The sequence below is a fragment of the Ensifer sp. Root1252 genome (assembly GCF_001425885.1).
Classification (GTDB): Bacteria; Pseudomonadota; Alphaproteobacteria; order Rhizobiales; family Rhizobiaceae; genus Ensifer; species Ensifer canadensis.
Map to the genome: position 1 here is coordinate 67,746 of NZ_LMDT01000013.1, position 15,345 is coordinate 83,090.

13 protein-coding genes are annotated in these 15,345 nt (G+C 63.2%); 4 read left to right on the forward strand and 9 right to left on the reverse strand.

Annotation, left to right across the window (positions count from 1 at the left end):
- Positions 1–2: 2 nt before the first annotated feature.
- Genes ASD02_RS17045 through mtnK form a run of 3 tightly spaced genes read right to left on the reverse strand, consistent with a single transcriptional unit; the run spans position 3 to position 3,304 of the window.
- Positions 3–938 (reverse strand): 1-deoxy-D-xylulose-5-phosphate synthase N-terminal domain-containing protein, encoded by a 936-nt coding sequence (locus tag ASD02_RS17045; protein ID WP_057213155.1) that lies wholly within the window; start codon positions 936–938, stop codon positions 3–5.
- 3 nt (positions 939–941) lie between these two features.
- Positions 942–2,036 carry an S-methyl-5-thioribose-1-phosphate isomerase gene (gene mtnA, locus ASD02_RS17050; protein WP_057213157.1) on the reverse strand — a complete coding sequence of 365 codons (1,095 nt, stop codon included), beginning with the start codon at positions 2,034–2,036 and terminating at the stop codon, positions 942–944.
- A complete protein-coding gene (gene mtnK, locus ASD02_RS17055; RefSeq protein WP_057213159.1) occupies positions 2,033–3,304 on the reverse strand; it encodes an S-methyl-5-thioribose kinase in 1,272 nt (423 codons plus the stop codon). Before mtnK ends, mtnA begins: the two co-directional genes overlap by 4 nt.
- Before the next feature lie 145 nt (positions 3,305–3,449).
- Here mtnK and ASD02_RS17060 point away from each other — a divergent pair, with 145 nt between their 5' ends.
- Genes ASD02_RS17060 through ASD02_RS17070 form a run of 3 tightly spaced genes read left to right on the forward strand, consistent with a single transcriptional unit; the run spans position 3,450 to position 7,126 of the window.
- Entirely contained in the window at positions 3,450–4,973 is a 1,524-nt protein-coding gene (locus ASD02_RS17060) for a sugar ABC transporter ATP-binding protein (protein WP_057213161.1), read from the forward strand.
- Positions 4,963–6,030, forward strand: a complete 1,068-nt coding sequence (locus tag ASD02_RS17065; RefSeq protein ID WP_107028122.1) for an ABC transporter permease — start codon at positions 4,963–4,965, stop codon at positions 6,028–6,030. Before ASD02_RS17060 ends, ASD02_RS17065 begins: the two co-directional genes overlap by 11 nt.
- A 52-nt stretch (positions 6,031–6,082) precedes the next feature.
- Positions 6,083–7,126 (forward strand): substrate-binding domain-containing protein, encoded by a 1,044-nt coding sequence (locus tag ASD02_RS17070; protein ID WP_057213162.1) that lies wholly within the window; start codon positions 6,083–6,085, stop codon positions 7,124–7,126.
- 82 nt (positions 7,127–7,208) lie between these two features.
- Here the strand turns inward: ASD02_RS17070 and ASD02_RS17075 are convergent, their stop codons facing one another.
- From ASD02_RS17075 to ASD02_RS17095, 6 genes are all read right to left on the reverse strand, one after another.
- Positions 7,209–8,189, reverse strand: coding sequence for a sugar-binding transcriptional regulator (locus ASD02_RS17075; RefSeq protein WP_057220918.1), 981 nt, complete (start codon positions 8,187–8,189; stop codon positions 7,209–7,211).
- Positions 8,190–8,281: 92 nt separating this feature from the next.
- Positions 8,282–8,557, reverse strand: coding sequence for a LysR substrate-binding domain-containing protein (locus ASD02_RS17080; protein WP_057220919.1), 276 nt, complete (start codon positions 8,555–8,557; stop codon positions 8,282–8,284).
- Positions 8,558–8,841: 284 nt separating this feature from the next.
- Complete coding sequence (locus tag ASD02_RS17085; protein ID WP_057220920.1) at positions 8,842–10,068, reverse strand: alanine racemase; 1,227 nt, start codon at positions 10,066–10,068, stop codon at positions 8,842–8,844.
- 41 nt (positions 10,069–10,109) lie between these two features.
- Positions 10,110–11,066: an ATP-binding cassette domain-containing protein gene (locus ASD02_RS37105; RefSeq protein ID WP_082555556.1), complete on the reverse strand. Its 957-nt coding sequence runs from the start codon at positions 11,064–11,066 to the stop codon at positions 10,110–10,112.
- Positions 11,063–11,989: an ABC transporter ATP-binding protein gene (locus ASD02_RS37110; protein WP_082523601.1), complete on the reverse strand. Its 927-nt coding sequence runs from the start codon at positions 11,987–11,989 to the stop codon at positions 11,063–11,065. Before ASD02_RS37110 ends, ASD02_RS37105 begins: the two co-directional genes overlap by 4 nt.
- A gap of 267 nt (positions 11,990–12,256) precedes the next feature.
- Entirely contained in the window at positions 12,257–13,210 is a 954-nt protein-coding gene (locus ASD02_RS17095; protein WP_025429490.1) for a LysR family transcriptional regulator, read from the reverse strand.
- A gap of 123 nt (positions 13,211–13,333) precedes the next feature.
- Here ASD02_RS17095 and ASD02_RS17100 point away from each other — a divergent pair, with 123 nt between their 5' ends.
- Positions 13,334–15,262 carry an ABC transporter substrate-binding protein gene (locus ASD02_RS17100; RefSeq protein ID WP_057207598.1) on the forward strand — a complete coding sequence of 643 codons (1,929 nt, stop codon included), beginning with the start codon at positions 13,334–13,336 and terminating at the stop codon, positions 15,260–15,262.
- The last annotated feature ends 83 nt before the right edge of the window (positions 15,263–15,345 follow it).

A 15,345-nucleotide genomic window follows, 5' to 3' on the forward strand; every position in this document is an offset into this window, starting at 1 on the left:
GGTCAGGCCCCTTCCATTTCGTTCGGGCTCACGCCCAGTTCGACAGCCAGTGCCGCCTGCATCTCAAGCCGCTCCTCGGCGCTCTTGAAGCGCACGTAATGAAGGCGGGGGAAGCGTTTCTGCAAGAAGTTCATTCCCTGGAACGGCGACGTATTGGCGAGGGTGATCAGCGGCTTGCCGGGTTCTGCGCTGTTGGCAGCAATGCGCATGGCCTGCAGATCGTGACCGTCGATCGAGCGGCAGGTTGCCCCGAAGGCTTCGACCCGACCGGCGAGGTCGCTCAGATCGAGAACCGAGGACATGGCGCCGTCGCATTGCTGGCGGTTGACGTCGACGATGACGCGGATGTTGTCGACCCCGTGATGGGCCATGGCGGCAAGGCACTCCCAGGTTTGTCCCTCCTGGAATTCCCCGTCGGACATGTAGACCCAGACCTTGCCTGGTTCGTTGCGCTTCTTGCGAGCGAAGGCGACGCCGGAGGCCATGGAAAGCCCCTGTGCCAGCGAGCCGGTCGTAACCTCCATGCCCGGGCTGTGTTCGGCGCCGATCATCTCGACCGAGCTTCCGTCCTTGTTGAAATGGTCGAGCGCGCTATCGTCCATACGGCCGACTTCGATGAGCGCGCTATAAATCACCAGCGCATAGTGCGCCGGCGAGATGAAGAAGCGGTCGTACTCGGGTGCTGCCGGGCCGTGATAGCCCGCGCCGGTGAAGGCCTCCGGGTTATCGGCAGAGGGCACGCCGCGAAACGGCAGCGGTACTTTGGGCAAGGTCGGCTCGCCGAGCGTCAGGATCTCGTTGTAGAGCAAGGCAAGGCTTTCGGCGGCCGAGCAGGCCTGGCTCAGATAGCCGCCGTTGTTCTTCATCGTGTGGAAGAAGACGCGGCGGCGAATGCCGAGCGCGATTTCTTCGGTGGTCTTCTGGTTTGTAAGGCTCATCGGTCAGCTCCTTTCCGGAAACAGCGCTTTGAGGCCTTCGGGCGAGGGCACGGCGACGCCGCGCTCGGTGATGAGGCCAGTGATGAGCCGGGCCGGCGTCACGTCGAAGGCCGGGTTTGCCGAAGGGCTGCCTTCTGGCGAAACGCGAACCGAGATGATCGAACCGTCGGGGCCGCGGCCCTGGACGAAGCTCACCTCGTCGCCGGTGCGCTCCTCGATCGGAATCTCCTTCACGCCGTCCTTGACCGTCCAGTCGATGGTCGGCGAAGGCAGCGCGACATAGAAGGGGACGTCGTTGTCGCTGGCGGCAAGCGCCTTCAGATAGGTGCCGATCTTGTTGCAGACATCGCCATTGGCGGTGGTGCGGTCGGTGCCGACGATCACCATGTCGACTTCGCCGTGCTGCATCAGGTGGCCGCCGGCATTGTCGACGATCAGCGTGTGCGGGACACCATGGCCGTTCAATTCCCAGGCTGTCAGCTGCGCACCCTGGTTTCGCGGCCGGGTCTCGTCGACATAGACGTGGACGGGGATGCCCGCCTCCGTCGCCATATAGATCGGCGCGGTCGCCGTTCCGTAGTCGACCGTTGCGAGCCAGCCGGCATTGCAGTGGGTGAGGATGTTGACCGGCTCGCCCGACTTCTTGGTTGCGGCGATCTCGCGGATGATCTTGAGGCCGTTGGCGCCGATCGCACGATTGAGTTCAACATCCTCCTCGGCGATTTCGGCGGCGCGCTGGTAGGCGGCCACGGCACGCTCTTCCACCGGCAGCGGACGGAGGAACTGGCGCATGGCGTCGAGCGCCCAGCGCAGGTTGATCGCCGTCGGCCGGGTCTCGTTGAGTTCCTCCCAGACCGCGTCGAGATGGCGGTCGGACGGGTCGTCGGCCACTGCGATGGCGATGCCGTAGGCGGCGGTGACGCCGATCAGCGGTGCGCCGCGCACCCACATGTCGCGGATGGCAACGGCGACGTCGGCGACGGTTTTCAACGTCACGATCCGGAACTCGTGCGGCAGCCAGCGCTGGTCGATGATGTCGACCGAACGGCCGTCGGCGTTGAGCCAGATCGTATGGTAGTGCTTTTCTCCGACTTTCACGAAAGTGTCTCCTGCTGAAGCCGTTCCGCAGTGGCGCGAATATCCCAGAGGCTCGCAATGCGATCCCGGTTGACGGCAAGATGGCGCCCGAGCTTCAGCGCCTTGCTTTCGCATTTGGCGCGGCGGCTGAGGTCGGCGATGGTTTCGAAATCGGCATTGTGGGCAAGGCCGAGGATGCGGCGCAGGATCTCCACCCCGGCAAAGCCGAGCATTTCGCGGTAGATCTCATCAAGAACGATGGTCAGCGCCTGTTCGGCGCCGAACGGGTCGGCGCGGTCTTCGAAAAGGCTCGCCTGATAGAGGATACCCTTGCGCTCGCTGCGCCAGAGCGCGGTAAACTCGTCGCAGAAGGTTTGCCAGATCGTCTCTGCCGTATCCAGCAGGTAGGCGCGCATCTGATCGCGTTCGCCGGCAGCGCTCTCGTGGCCACCTTGAGAGAAGTAGCTCATCCAGAAATTCGCCAAGAGCATGCCGACATCGAAGCTGATCGGTCCGTAGAAGGCGAATTCCGGATCGATGACGCGCGTCTCGTCGTCGGTGACCATGACCGAACCCGTATGTAGATCGCCGTGGCAGAGGGTTTCGGCCTTGGCGGAGAAGATGTGTTTCAGCCGCTGGGCCTCGACCTTCAGGTCGCGGTCGCGACGCAATTCCTCGACCAGGCTGTCGAGGTGCGGGGTGGTGTGGCGGTTCATTTCCGCCTCGAAGTAGGGATCGGAAAAGACCAGGTTTTCGGTGATGTCGCAGAGTTCGACATTGTCCGCGAAAAGGGCGAGATCGGCCTTCTTGTCGCGCGTCGGCATCGAAAGATCCGAGCCGCGGAAAAGCGTGCGGGCCGCGAAAAGGCCGAGATCGCGACCGATCTTCGGCAGCTTACGCCCCTCGATCAGCGCACGCCGCAGGATCACGTGCGGCGCCAGATATTCCATAATGATCATCGCCTGCTCGGCGTCGAAGAACAGGATTTCCGGCACCATGCCCGGGTCGCGCGCCGCCTGGCGGGTAAGGGCGTGGTATTCGAAGAACGAGCGCTTCAACGGCAAGGGCCAGCGCTCACCGACGAGCCTGACATAGGGGAGCGCCTGCTTGACGATAGCTGCACCCATCTCGCCCGTGACGATGAAGACGAGATTGAGGTTGCCGTCGCCGACCTCCTTGACCTGCCAGCGGCGATGATCGCCGCCGATCCTGTCACATAGCGCAGCATTGCCGCTCAGCCTTAATGGCAGCGTTTCGGCGCTGAGCGCCTCGAAAACGTGCTTGTCCATATGGTCCTCCCTATGGGCATGGCCGGCCTCGGCCGCTCCTCGCCATGCTGTCATGGGCCATAGCTAAATCGGCATTCTGTCAAATGTCAATCGCCTTGACATTTGATGGATAGCCATCCTAACCTGACTTCATTGGGAGGAGAGCATGAGCGAACAAGCAGTGTTTCGCGTCGAGGGCGTGCGCAAATCCTTCGGGCCGATACCGGTTCTGAAGGGCGTCGATCTCGAATTGCGCAAGGGTGCCGTGACGGTGCTGATGGGCGCCAACGGCGCTGGAAAGTCGACACTGGTGCGCATCCTCTGCGGCGTCTACGTCGGAGACGCCGGAGCCATGCAGCTGGATGATCTCCCTTTTTCGCCGACAACACCGGCGGAGGCGATCCGTGCTGGTGTGGTGACGGTTCACCAGAACATCAATGATGGCGTCGTTGCCGACCTCGACGTCGCGACCAACCTCACGCTCGACCGGCTGAACGGCCGCGGTGCGCGCCTGTTCTTCAACCCGCGCCGGGTAAGGCGCGAGGCAGCCGTCGTTGCCGCCCGCATGGGCCTCGCCATAAATCTTTCCGCTGATATCAACGATCTGACGCTCGCCGACCGGCAGATGGTGGCGATCGCCCGCGCCATGGCGCACGAGCCGCAGGTGCTGATCCTCGACGAGCCGACGTCGTCGCTCTCGAGTGCCGAGGCCGATCGGCTGTTCGAGCTTCTCGACCGGCTGAAAGCCCGTGGGGTCGCGATCCTTTATATCTCGCACCGGATGTCCGACATCCGCAGGCTCGCCGACAGCATCGTCACCCTGCGCGACGGGCGCATAACCGGCCGCTTCGAAGGCGCGGATCTGGACTATGAGGGTGCCGTCAATGCGATGCTCGGACAGAAAGTCTCGGCAGGCGACGTGACCGTGCGCGAAGGGCTCGGTTGCGTCTTTTCTGCCCAGGGACTGAAACTTACCGACACGTCGCGTCCGTTCGATCTCAAACTGGGCGATGGAGAAATCGTCGCGGTCACGGGCCTCGTAGGCGTCGGCAAGACGGCGCTGGCCGAGACGCTCTTCGGAGCCCGCCCGCCCGCCGCCGGCCAGATGACGCTCGACGGCGCTTCCTATCGCCCGCAATCGACCGGCCAGGCGATTGCCAAGGGCGTGTTTCTGGTGGCGAAGGATCGATCCGACAGCGGCATCGTTCCCGATTTCAACATCTACGAGAATATCAGCCTGCCGTTCCTCAAGCGGCTGTCGCGCTTCGGCATAGCGAACCGCCGGTCCGAACGGGCGAAATCGCGGGCGCAGATCGCCGCCCTCGGCGTCGTCTGCCGCAGCGAGCGCGACGAAATGCAGACGCTTTCCGGCGGCAATCAGCAGAAGGTGATGGTCGGGCGGTGGCTTTCCGAGCCGTCGCGTCTCCTGATCCTCGACGAGCCTTTCCAGGGCGTCGACATCGCCGCACGCCGCGATATCGGCGCCAAACTGCGCGCCTCGGCGGCGGGTCGCGCCACTATCGTCTTCCTGACCGAACTCGACGAAGCTTTCGAGGTCGCCGACCGCATTCTGGTGATGTCGGAACACACTGTGGTCGGCGAGCATCGCAACGCTTCGGTCGACGTCGAGCGCCTGCTGCAGGAGATCGCCGGTCAACATCATCAGCAGGGACAGCCCCATGAGCAGTGAACAGATGAAACCCGCGGTGCCCGCCGCTTCCGCGTTGCCGGTGCTGCCGCCCACGGCCACGGTTGGCCTGCGCGATATCGCCATCAAATACGGTTTCCTTGTCCTTCTGGGCGGACTGGTCGTCTACTTCTCGCTGGTGACGAACGGGTTTTCCTCGCCGCAGAGCGCCGTCTTCATCCTGCAATCCGTGTCGATCACCGGCATCCTGGCGCTCGGCGTCACGGCCACGCTCGTTGTTGGCGGTTTCGACCTGTCGATCGGCTCGGTCGCGACCACGTCAATGATGGCGTCATCCTATGTGATGGTGGTGATGGGCGGAGATGCGCTGACGGCGACGCTCGTCTGCCTGGCGATCGGCGTTCTCGTCGGGCTGATCAACGGTATCATCATCGTCTACATGCGCGTGCCGGACCTGCTCGCGACGCTCGGCATGATGTTCCTGCTGCTCGGCCTGCAGCGCATACCGACCGAGGGCCGTTCGATCGCCGCCGGCATGACGCTTCCCGATGGCTCGGTGGCAACAGGCACTTTCAGCCCTGCCTTCCTGGCGCTTGGCCGCCATCGCTTCGATCTCATCCTGCCGAACCTCGTGCCGGTTGCCGTCGTGGTGCTGATCGTGCTGGCGGTACTGATCTGGTTCTTCCTCGAATACACCCGCTTTGGGCGCATGATGTATGCGGTCGGCTCCAACGAGCGCGCCGCCGGCCTGGCTGGCGCTCCGGTCAACGCCTATAAGATCTCGGCCTATGTCATTTCAGGCGTCTTCGCGTCGATCGGCGGCATTCTGCTCGCCGCGCGTCTCGGCCGCGGCGACATCGCCTCGGGCAACAATCTGCTGCTCGATGCGGTTGCCGCAGCGCTGATCGGTTTTGCCGTGCTCGGCGCGGCCAAGCCCAATGCGTTCGGCACAGCGATCGGCGCGCTCTTCGTCGGCATCCTGCTCCAGGGCCTGACGATGATGAATGCACCCTACTACACGCAGGATTTCATCAAGGGCGCGGTTCTCGTCATCGCGCTGATCTTCACCTTTGCGCTCTCGAAAAGAGGCAAACGCTGACGGGAAAGCCCCGCCCGCGGACAACAAACGTTCACCAGTGGAGGAGACTGAAATGAACTTTACACGCAGAGCAATGGGCAAGCTGGCGCTTGGTCTTGCCGGAACCGTGGCATTTGCCACCGCATCCTTTGCCGCCGACATGCCGAAGCCGTTCGACAAGCCGGGCGACGTCAAGATCGCGCTCGTGCGCTATCTGTCGACTGGCGACTTCTTCCAGTCCTACCTTGCCGGCGTGGAGGCGCAGGCAAAGGCTCTCGGCGTACAGCTTCAGGTTCTCGACAGCCGCCAGGACGCAGCGCTTCAGGCCGACATGGTCGACCAGGCGATCGCGCTCGGCGTGCAGGGGATCATCATCCAGCACGGCCTGACGGAATCGATGAAGGAAGCTGCCCAGCGCGCCGTCGATGCCGGCATCAAGGTCGTGGCCTTCGACGTGAACGTCGAAAACGAGAAAATTCCGCAGGTCGAACAGTCCGACCGCGATCTTGCCCGCCTTGCTCTGGAGCAGGCGATCAAGGACAATGGCGAGAGCTTCAAGGCGGGCTACGTCTATGTCGCCGGCATCGCTCCGCTCGACCGTCGCGACGAGACCTGGAAGGAATTCAAGGGCAAGTATTCCGGGATCAACGAGGTCTCGCAGTTCGGCACGATGGACAACCCGATCGCCAACTCGGTTGCCAACCAGGCGCGCTCGGTCATCTCCGCCAATCCCGATATCACCGTGATGTTCGCGCCCTATGACGAGTTCGCCAAGGGCGTCAAGATTGCGGTCGACGAAGCCGGTCTTTCGTCCAACGTGAAGATCTATTCCGCCGATATCTCGACCTCCGATATCGCGGCAATGCGCGAGCCGGATTCCGCCTGGGCTGCGACTGCCGCCACCAACCCGGCCGTGGTCGGGCAAGTCTCGGTTCGCACACTCGCCATGCTGCTTGCCGGCGAGGATCCGGGCCGCAGCGTCATCGTGCCCCCGACGTTGATCACCCAGAAGGACCTGAACGATCAGGACATCAAGAACATGGAAGAACTCGGCACCAAGCTGCCGCAGTTCGCCCACGCGGATGTCGCCATGCCGGCTTGGATGCCGAAGCCCTGATCACGCGGTTTGGTGATGAAAGTGGGGCGGTCGAAAGACCGCCCCGTTTGCGTACTGCCAGCCCTACGCATCACAACGCGCTTTAAGTCGTCGTTGCGCCTACCTTGCCGAGACCGTCCCGGCTCCAGCGCTCCATGACGCGGCGCGCCATTGATGTCGTGACCACCAGATGCGAGGCGAAGCCGCCCTTCAGCGCCGCCATCAGCGGTTCGAACTTGCTCTCTTCCTGGACGACCAGCATGCGCTTCTCGATGGCGCGGATGGACGAGAGATCGGCGGAGATGCAGCGCCGATTGTGGGCGCAGTTCACCCATTGGCCGTCACCATCGATCAGCTGTCCGGCGATGACACCGACAGCGCCTTCCTCGCCCATGCGGTGCATCTCGCTGGCGCTGAGCGCGCCGCACTTGACGAGGTGGCTGTCGTCCTCGATGCCGCCGACGGAATAGAGCGCCAGATGACAGTCGGCGATCGTCGACAGCTGCTCGCGGATCACCGGCTCGCCGCGAAGCTCCTCGGCCAGCCGCTCGGACGACAGCACGAGCGGCGCGTAGAAATTGATGCCTTCGGCATTGAGCCGGCGGGCGATCTCCGTCGTGCACTGGTCCGGCCGATAGGAATAGGGCGCGCCGAGATTGCCGCAGAGCTGGACCACAGTGACGCCACGCAGGTCGGCGAAGGGCATCACGTCGGCGATATGATAGACCGTTCGCCCCCAGGCGACGCCGACGCGATCGCCCTTCTTGATCAGTTCGAGAAAGACGGATGCAGCCAGCACCGGCATCTCAGCCGTCGGGTCCATGGCCTGCCGGTCCTCCGGCACGATCCAGGCCGCCGTGACCCCGGTTGCATCCTCGAGCTCGCGCGCCAGCACGTCGTCGGTGAAAAGCTCGGTCGAAGTGGTGATGTTGACGATCCCGGTCTCGCGTGCTCGCCTGAGATAGGTCGCGACAGAGGCGCGGGAGATCCCCAGTTTCTGCGCAACTTCGTCCTGCCGTAACCCATGGCTATAGTAGAGCCACGCGGCTTTGTGCATGATCTGATCGGTGTTGCGGATAGGCATGGGGATCCTTCAGTTGTCGATTGCTGACATTATTCATCGGTCGTGACATAAGTCAAATTGCCATTCAGGCAAAGTTGGAGGCGGGCGTTGCCTCAGGCGTTGGAGCCGCGAAAGTGTCGCGCTTGCGCCTCTTCCATCAGCCAGTCGACGAAATGCGCAATTGCCGGCCGTTCGATCGCCGCAGGCAACGTCACGATATAATAGGCGAATTCGCTCGGCCATGGTCGATCGAGAGCGACGGCTAGGCGGCCGTCGGCGATTTCTTCCCGCGCATAGATACCGCGGACAAGTGCAACGCCCTGACCAATGACAGCAGTTCGGTCCAGACGGAACGGAAGACCGTCTGCCGTTGGTAACGAACGGTTCACCGGCCGGGGTCGCTTGAGAGCGGGGCTGATCCTTAGGGGTAAAGGTGGCGTGCCGGCGGGCAGGTTTTGCCGGCTGAAGGCGAAGGCCCGCCTTCAGTTCTACAGCGCCACGCGTCTTAATAGACGCGCAAAGGTCGCCGTAGCACTTTGAATTGCTGCATGTTTTTATCCTTAGATCGGATAGGACTTAAGGAAACATGCAGTGGGCTCCGGTTGGGCCACACGGCCATCGCGTAGCACGGGCGGCGATGTCGTTGTGACGCATCCGTGCGTCACACGCCCGATCAGGTCTGGCAGCAGCGGGCATCGACCGGCAGTGTCGTCGCCCCGCCATCGGCGTGATGCAGCGTGAAATGATCGAAGTTGGCGATCGATGCGCAGGAGTGGTTGGGAAAGACCCGCACACGGCTTCCGAGGGTCAAGGGGCGTCCCGAGAAGGGAACGAAGCCATGTTCTTCAGACAGCCGCTCGAGCGTCCAGACACCTGTTTCGCCATCGCCTTCGGCGCTGACGACGGTGCCGAAGCCGGCGCCGCCCATGCCGTGGGCGCCGCGATCGGAGCTCATCGACTTGGAGCCGGCGTCGATGATGAAGTGCGTGTCATTGGAGGCAACGACGCGCGCAACCACCGAGAGCGCCAGGTCGTCGGCCGTGCAGATGCCGAGCCGTAGCGCGGTTCCGTCGAGGAACACGTAATTGCCGGGCCGGACGCAGTCGACCTCCTGGGACAGAGGCGCGCCGACACAGGTCGGCGTTGCGCCGACGGAAATGCAGTCGACGGCGATGCCGCGGTCCCGAAGCCGGCCGGCGAGACCGGCAAGGTCTGCGGCCTCATCGCGGGCGACCTTGGCCAGGCCCTGCGGGCCAGTGGCCGCGTAGGAATGGCCGGCGTGCGAAAGCAGGCCGGCAAAGTGCAGGCCGTCGGAAGCGGCGATCTGGGCGCACAATTTGAGCGCAGCCGGATCGTTCGGCTTGAGGCCGACGCGGCCGAGGCCGACATCGACCTTGAGGAAGACGCCGATTTCGACACCGTGACTTGTGGCGGCCGCCGACAACGCTTCGACGCCCGTCGCGCTTGCCGCAATCGTGCGCAGCTGCGTGCCGCGCGCCTTGACCACGGGCAGCAAACGGTCGAGCGACTGCGGCTTGACGATGGGATAGGCAAGGATGATCGACGGTATCCCGGCTTCCGCAAAGACCAGCGCCTCGCTTGGCTTGGACGCGGTGATGCCGCGGGCGCCAAGTGCCAGCTGCCGTCGCGCGACATAAAGGCTCTTGTGCGTTTTCACGTGCGGAAACATCGAGACGCCGGCTTGATCGGCACGCTGCTGCATGGCCTCAATGTTGCGGGCAAGGCGCAATTCGTCGACTTCGATATAGGGCGTCGGTCGCTCTGCGGCCGCAGGGCGCAGGAAGCCGTTGGCTTTCGGTTGCGCCGGGGCGCTGTCGATGTCTGCGGTCACGTTGCCGGTAGCGTTCGCAGCCGCCAGCATCACTTCGGAAGTGTTCATCTCGGAATGCTCTGATCTGAAGAGGGGATTGGTTGTCGTCGTCAGCCCGTTGCGACCTGTCGCACGAAATGGCTGGATGAGACCTGTTGCATCGGCAGTTCGCGCGGCACGAAGTCCGGCGGGCGCACGGCGCTTGGGATCTCGTCGGACATCGGCTGGCGGCCTTCCGGGCGGCGTGTCGGGTCGGCGATCGGAACGGTCGACAGGAGCTTGCGGGTATAGGGATGCTGCGGATTGCCGAAGACCGAACGGCGGTCGCCGATCTCGACGATTTCGCCGAGATACATCACCGCGACACGGTGGGCGATGCGCTCGACCACGGCCATGTCGTGGCTGATGAACAGGAGGGCGATCTGCATCTCGCGCTGCAAGTCCATCAGGAGGTTGATGACCTGCGCCTGGATCGTCACGTCGAGCGAGGCGACGGCTTCGTCGGCGACGATCAGGCGCGGGTTGAGCGCAAGCGCGCGGGCGATGCAGATGCGCTGGCGCTGGCCGCCGGAAAACGCGTGCGGATAGCGCTCGAGATGCTCAGGCGACAGCTCTACTTTGGAGAGAAGCTCGGCGGCGCGGGCGCGCATGACCGCGGTCGAGCCCAGCTTGTGAACGCGCATAGGGTCCATCAGCGACTGCTCGATCGTCATGCGCGGGTTGAGCGACGAGAACGGATCCTGGAAGACCATCTGGGCGTCGCGTCGAAACCGCGCGAGCATAGTGCGCGGCGCGCCGATCAACTCGGTTCCGTCGAACCGGATCGAGCCCGAACGCGGTCGGTCGAGCTGCATGATCGAACGGGCAACCGTCGACTTGCCACAGCCGGATTCACCGACCAGCGCCAGGGTCTCTCCCGGAAAGATGTCGAAGGAGACGTTCTCCACCGCGTGCACCCGACCCGAGACATGGCCGAACAATCCGGCCTTCAAATCGAAGCGCGTCACCAGGTTGCGCACCTCGACGAGCGGCTTTCGGGTTTCCTTCATCGGCGCGGACGCGTTCATTCTGTCACCTCGGCAAGCAGACGCTCGGGTTCGAACACAAGCAATGGAAATTTCTCCGGCGCGTCCTTGTCCGCCATGCTGCCGAGGCGGGGCACGGCGGAAATCAGCGCGCGTGTGTAGGCATGTTTCGGCTTGGCGAAGATGTCGTAGACCGAGCCTTCCTCGACGATCTCGCCCTTGAGCATGACGCAGACCCGGTCGGCGACTTCGGCAACCACGCCCATGTCGTGGGTGATGAACAGCACCGACATGCCGATCTCGCGCTGCAAGGCGCGAACCAGATCGAGGATCTGCGCCTGGATGGTCACGTCGAGCGCGGTTGTCGGCTCGTCGAGGATCATCAGCGAGGGGCGGCAGGCAAGGGCTATGGCGATCATGACGCGCTGGCGCATACCGCCGGAAAGCTGGTGGGGATACTGGTCGAGCCGGCGCTCGGCATCGGGCACACGGACCAGCTTCAGGGTATTGAGCGCGATCTGGCGCGCCTGTTCCGGCGTCTTATCCTGATGATGGATCACCGCCTCGGCGATCTGATCGCCAACAGTGAAGACCGGGTTCAGGCTCGACATCGGATCCTGGAAGACGATCGAGATTTCCGCGCCGCGCAGCGCCTCGACCCGCTTTTCCGAGAGCTTGGCGAGGTCGGCGACCTTGCCGTCCTTCAAACGCATCAACACCCGTCCGCCGGTGATGGCTGCGCCGTCATATTCGGTCAGCCGCATGATTGTCATCGCCGTGACCGATTTGCCCGATCCGGATTCTCCGACCAGCGCGACGGTCTCGCCGCGCGCGATGCTGAAGGAGACGCCACGCACCGCGCGCAGCTGCGCCCGGGTGCCGGCAGCGAAGGAAACTTCGAGGTCTTCCACGGAAAGGATGACATCCTCGGGCAGCTCAGGCTTTGCGGATTTGGACAGGATCATCAGCACATGCACCCGATTTCGAAGGGACGTTGCGCTTTCAGGTCTCGCAACGAGGTCGCATCCTGTCAATACGGAAGGGAGGTGCGATCAGCCCTGTCCGCCGGGTCGCTGGAGCAGACATCGGCCTCGCTCCCAATCCGCTGCCGCCGCAAAATCCAGTGAAATCAATGTGTCACGATTGTGGCAGGCAAAACTATGTGCTTTGCGCATTGTATCGCCTGTCTTCGCATATCGCGCCGGTCGTGCGATTTCGGGCGGATTGACGCCTCAGGCCGCGTCGGTCGTTGCCTCGAAGCCGCTCTTGTACTGGGGCAGTGCGGCACATTGCTTGAGATGCTGCCATAGCGCATCGCTGTCATGGCTACCGGGGCCGGCGCGCCTGAAGATCCGGATCTCCATTTCCAGCGACATCTGCTGGCCGCCGATCTGGGCCAGGCGTCCCTGCCGCATGGCCTCGGCGACGCAAATCTGCGGCAGCCAGGCGACGCCCCGCCCGGCAACGGCCATGTGCTTCAAGCCATCGGCAAGGCCGGACTGGTAGACGGTGCTGAGGTTGAGCGGGCGGCGCCAGCGCGATTGGATCAGCGTTGCCAGCTTGCCGATATAACCGTCGCTCCAGGAATAGGCGAGATAGGGGATCTCGGTGGTTTCGGGCACGTCGATGTCGAACAGCGGCCGGCCGTTGTCGTCGGTTCCCGATACGAGAATGAGCCGGTCCTTGCCGATCTGCAGGGATTCGAACGGGCCGCCCTCCAGCACCGGAGGGCCGTCGGGATGGACATAGGTGATGGCGAAATCGCACTGGCCGGAGCACAGGTGATCGATGCTTTCGAGGAAGTCGGCCGCATGCATGCTGGTGCGAAGCGGCATGCGCGAGATCAGCGGCGAGCCGATCCACTTTGGAAAGAAATACATCGCCAGCGTATGCAGCGAGGTGAAGGTGAGCATGGCCGAGCTTTCGCCGGCGACATTGCGGCAGTCGGTGCGCAGGCGGTACGCTTCGCGGACGAGCCGTTGGCAGCCGGGCAGGAACATCGTGCCGGCCCGGGTCAGTTGCACGGGGTAAGTGCTGCGGTCGATCAGGTCGGCGCCAATCCAGTTCTCCAGCGATTTGATGCGTCGGCTGAAGGCCGGTTGGGAAATATTGCGCGCGGTCGCCGCCGTCGAGAAATTCCGCGTCGCGGCGATTTCCAGAAAATCTTCAAGCCATTGCAGTTCCATGCCGGCCCTCATGCGTGTTTTGCATAGTCTATCCTAACTACACATTGGACAGACCTGCAAGCGCTCTTCTAGCCTCCCTTATAACGAGAAGAAAACTTCCGCCTCCACCAAATGGGAACAACGATGAAACGCACCTTAGCCCTAGCCCTCAGCCTGGGGCTCGGCATCGCGGCTGCGCCCGCTATGGCCGAGACCAAGAACCCCGGCACTTTCGTCTTCATGTGGACCGACGACATCCAGTCGTTCGATCCGGCCTATATCGCCAACACGCCAAGCTCCTACGGCGCGCTCAACATCTACAGCCGGCTGTTGAACTTCAACGGCTCGAAGATCTCCGAGTTCGTGCCGTCGCTTTCGACCGAGGTGCCGTCGCTTGAAAACGGCCTCATCAAGCAGGGCGACGACGGCTCGGTGAGCTATACCTTCCCGATCCGCAAGGGCGTTTTCGCCCACAAGGTCGGCGTCAAGGGCGCCGACGGCAAGGTCACCTGGGAATATTACGACAAGCTGACCGACGCCCAGAAGGCGACGATCGAGCCGGGCTACGGCCAGATCACGCCCGAGGACGTGCGCTATTCGCTGCTGCGCGCCATTCTTCAGGGTCAGTCGTGGATGTCGAACGCGATCACCGAGGTGATCACCGCCGGCAAATATACCGACATCGCCAAGTGGGTAGAGACCGAAGGCGAGGTCAAGTCCATCAACGACGCCAGCCCCGAGATCCTGCGCAAGGTCTATGACCAGCTCGCCTCGCAGATTATCGTCGATGGCGACAATCTCACGCTGAAGCTGCCGAAGTCGTTTCCGGCCACCCTTGGCGTGATCGCGCTGCCGTTCGGTACCTCGGTTCTCGACAAGGAATGGGTTGCCTCGGTCGGCGGCTGGGATGGCTCGGGCGATACCTGGAAGGCCCACTATCGTCCGGAACTCGGCGCCAATCCGCTGTTTGCCGAGGAGAACGGCACAGGGCCATTCATGCTCGAGGAATGGGACCGCACCGACCGGCGCATCACTCTGAAGCGCTTCGACAATTATTTCATGGGGCCGGCCAAGCTCGAGCGGGTGGTCATGCGCACCGTTCCGGAATGGACGACGCGACGCCTGCAGCTTCTGTCCGGCGACGCCGATTTTGTCACCGCGCCGGTCGAGTTCATCGACGAACTCAGCAAGACCGAGGGCGTCAAGGTCATCGACGGCCTGCAGAAGGTGTTTTCGCGCGGCGTCTTCTTCGCCTGGCCGCTCGACGACAACGACAACCCGGCCATCGGCAGCGGCAAGCTCGACGGTGCCGGCATTCCGCCGGACTTCTTCGCCGACATCGATGTGCGCAAGGGCTTCAACTACGCCCAGAACTACGATGCGCTCCTGAACCAGGTGCTGCTCGGAAAGACCGTGCAGTCGCGCGGGCCGACCGTGCGCGGCATCATGGGCTATCGCCCGGATTCGCCTGTTTACAGCTACGATCCCGCCAAGGCCGAGGAACACTTCAAGAAGGCGTTCGGCGGCAAGCTCTGGGAGACCGGCTTTGCGTTTACGGCCTATGTCACCGAAGGCAACCCGCAGCTGACCGCCGCACTTTCGGCGCTGCAGCAGGGCCTGTCGCGCATCAACCCGAAGTTCAAGATGCAGATCCAGGCGCTGCCATGGGCATCCGTTTCGGACAAGCTCAACAACCGCGAAAAGCCGGCCGCACCCTTGACGGTGATGGGCTGGGGGCCCGACTATTCCGACCCGGGCGGTCCGCTCGGTGCCGCCAGCTACTATCTCTCGCCCACGGGTCTCGTCGGCGGCATGGTTGGCCAGGGTTATCGCGACCTGATGGCGGAGAAGTTCAAGCCGTTGCTCGATGAGGCCTGGGCCTCGGTCGATCCCGCCGTGCGCGAGCCGATCTACGCCAAGCTGCAGGAAATGTCGTACGAATACGCCACCACCCAGTTCCTGTGGGAGGACTTCGGCTACGTCGTCACCCGCAGCAACATCGATGGTTATGTCGACAACATGATCCTCTACGGTGCCTGGGACTTCTATCCGGTCACCAAGGCCAACGACTGATTGGCTACTGCGCCGCGCGTCTTATTAGACGCGCAAAGGTCGCTGTAGCACTTTGAATTGCTGCATGTCGGGCGGCATCCCCG

Bases quoted from the DNA above. Each gene is read 5' to 3' on its own strand.
- ASD02_RS37105 (WP_082555556.1), bottom strand. From the start codon at position 11,066: ATGAACGCGTCCGCGCCGATGAAGGAAACCCGAAAGCCGCTCGTCGAG.
- ASD02_RS17070 (WP_057213162.1), top strand. From the start codon at position 6,083: ATGAACTTTACACGCAGAGCAATGGGCAAGCTGGCGCTTGGTCTTGCC.
- ASD02_RS17075 (WP_057220918.1), bottom strand. From the start codon at position 8,189: ATGCCTATCCGCAACACCGATCAGATCATGCACAAAGCCGCGTGGCTC.
- ASD02_RS17060 (WP_057213161.1), top strand. From the start codon at position 3,450: ATGAGCGAACAAGCAGTGTTTCGCGTCGAGGGCGTGCGCAAATCCTTC.
- ASD02_RS17100 (WP_057207598.1), top strand. From the start codon at position 13,334: ATGAAACGCACCTTAGCCCTAGCCCTCAGCCTGGGGCTCGGCATCGCG.
- ASD02_RS17085 (WP_057220920.1), bottom strand. From the start codon at position 10,068: ATGAACACTTCCGAAGTGATGCTGGCGGCTGCGAACGCTACCGGCAAC.
- ASD02_RS37110 (WP_082523601.1), bottom strand. From the start codon at position 11,989: ATGATCCTGTCCAAATCCGCAAAGCCTGAGCTGCCCGAGGATGTCATC.
- ASD02_RS17065 (WP_107028122.1), top strand. From the start codon at position 4,963: ATGAGCAGTGAACAGATGAAACCCGCGGTGCCCGCCGCTTCCGCGTTG.
- ASD02_RS17045 (WP_057213155.1), bottom strand. From the start codon at position 938: ATGAGCCTTACAAACCAGAAGACCACCGAAGAAATCGCGCTCGGCATT.
- mtnK (WP_057213159.1), bottom strand. From the start codon at position 3,304: ATGGACAAGCACGTTTTCGAGGCGCTCAGCGCCGAAACGCTGCCATTA.
- ASD02_RS17095 (WP_025429490.1), bottom strand. From the start codon at position 13,210: ATGGAACTGCAATGGCTTGAAGATTTTCTGGAAATCGCCGCGACGCGG.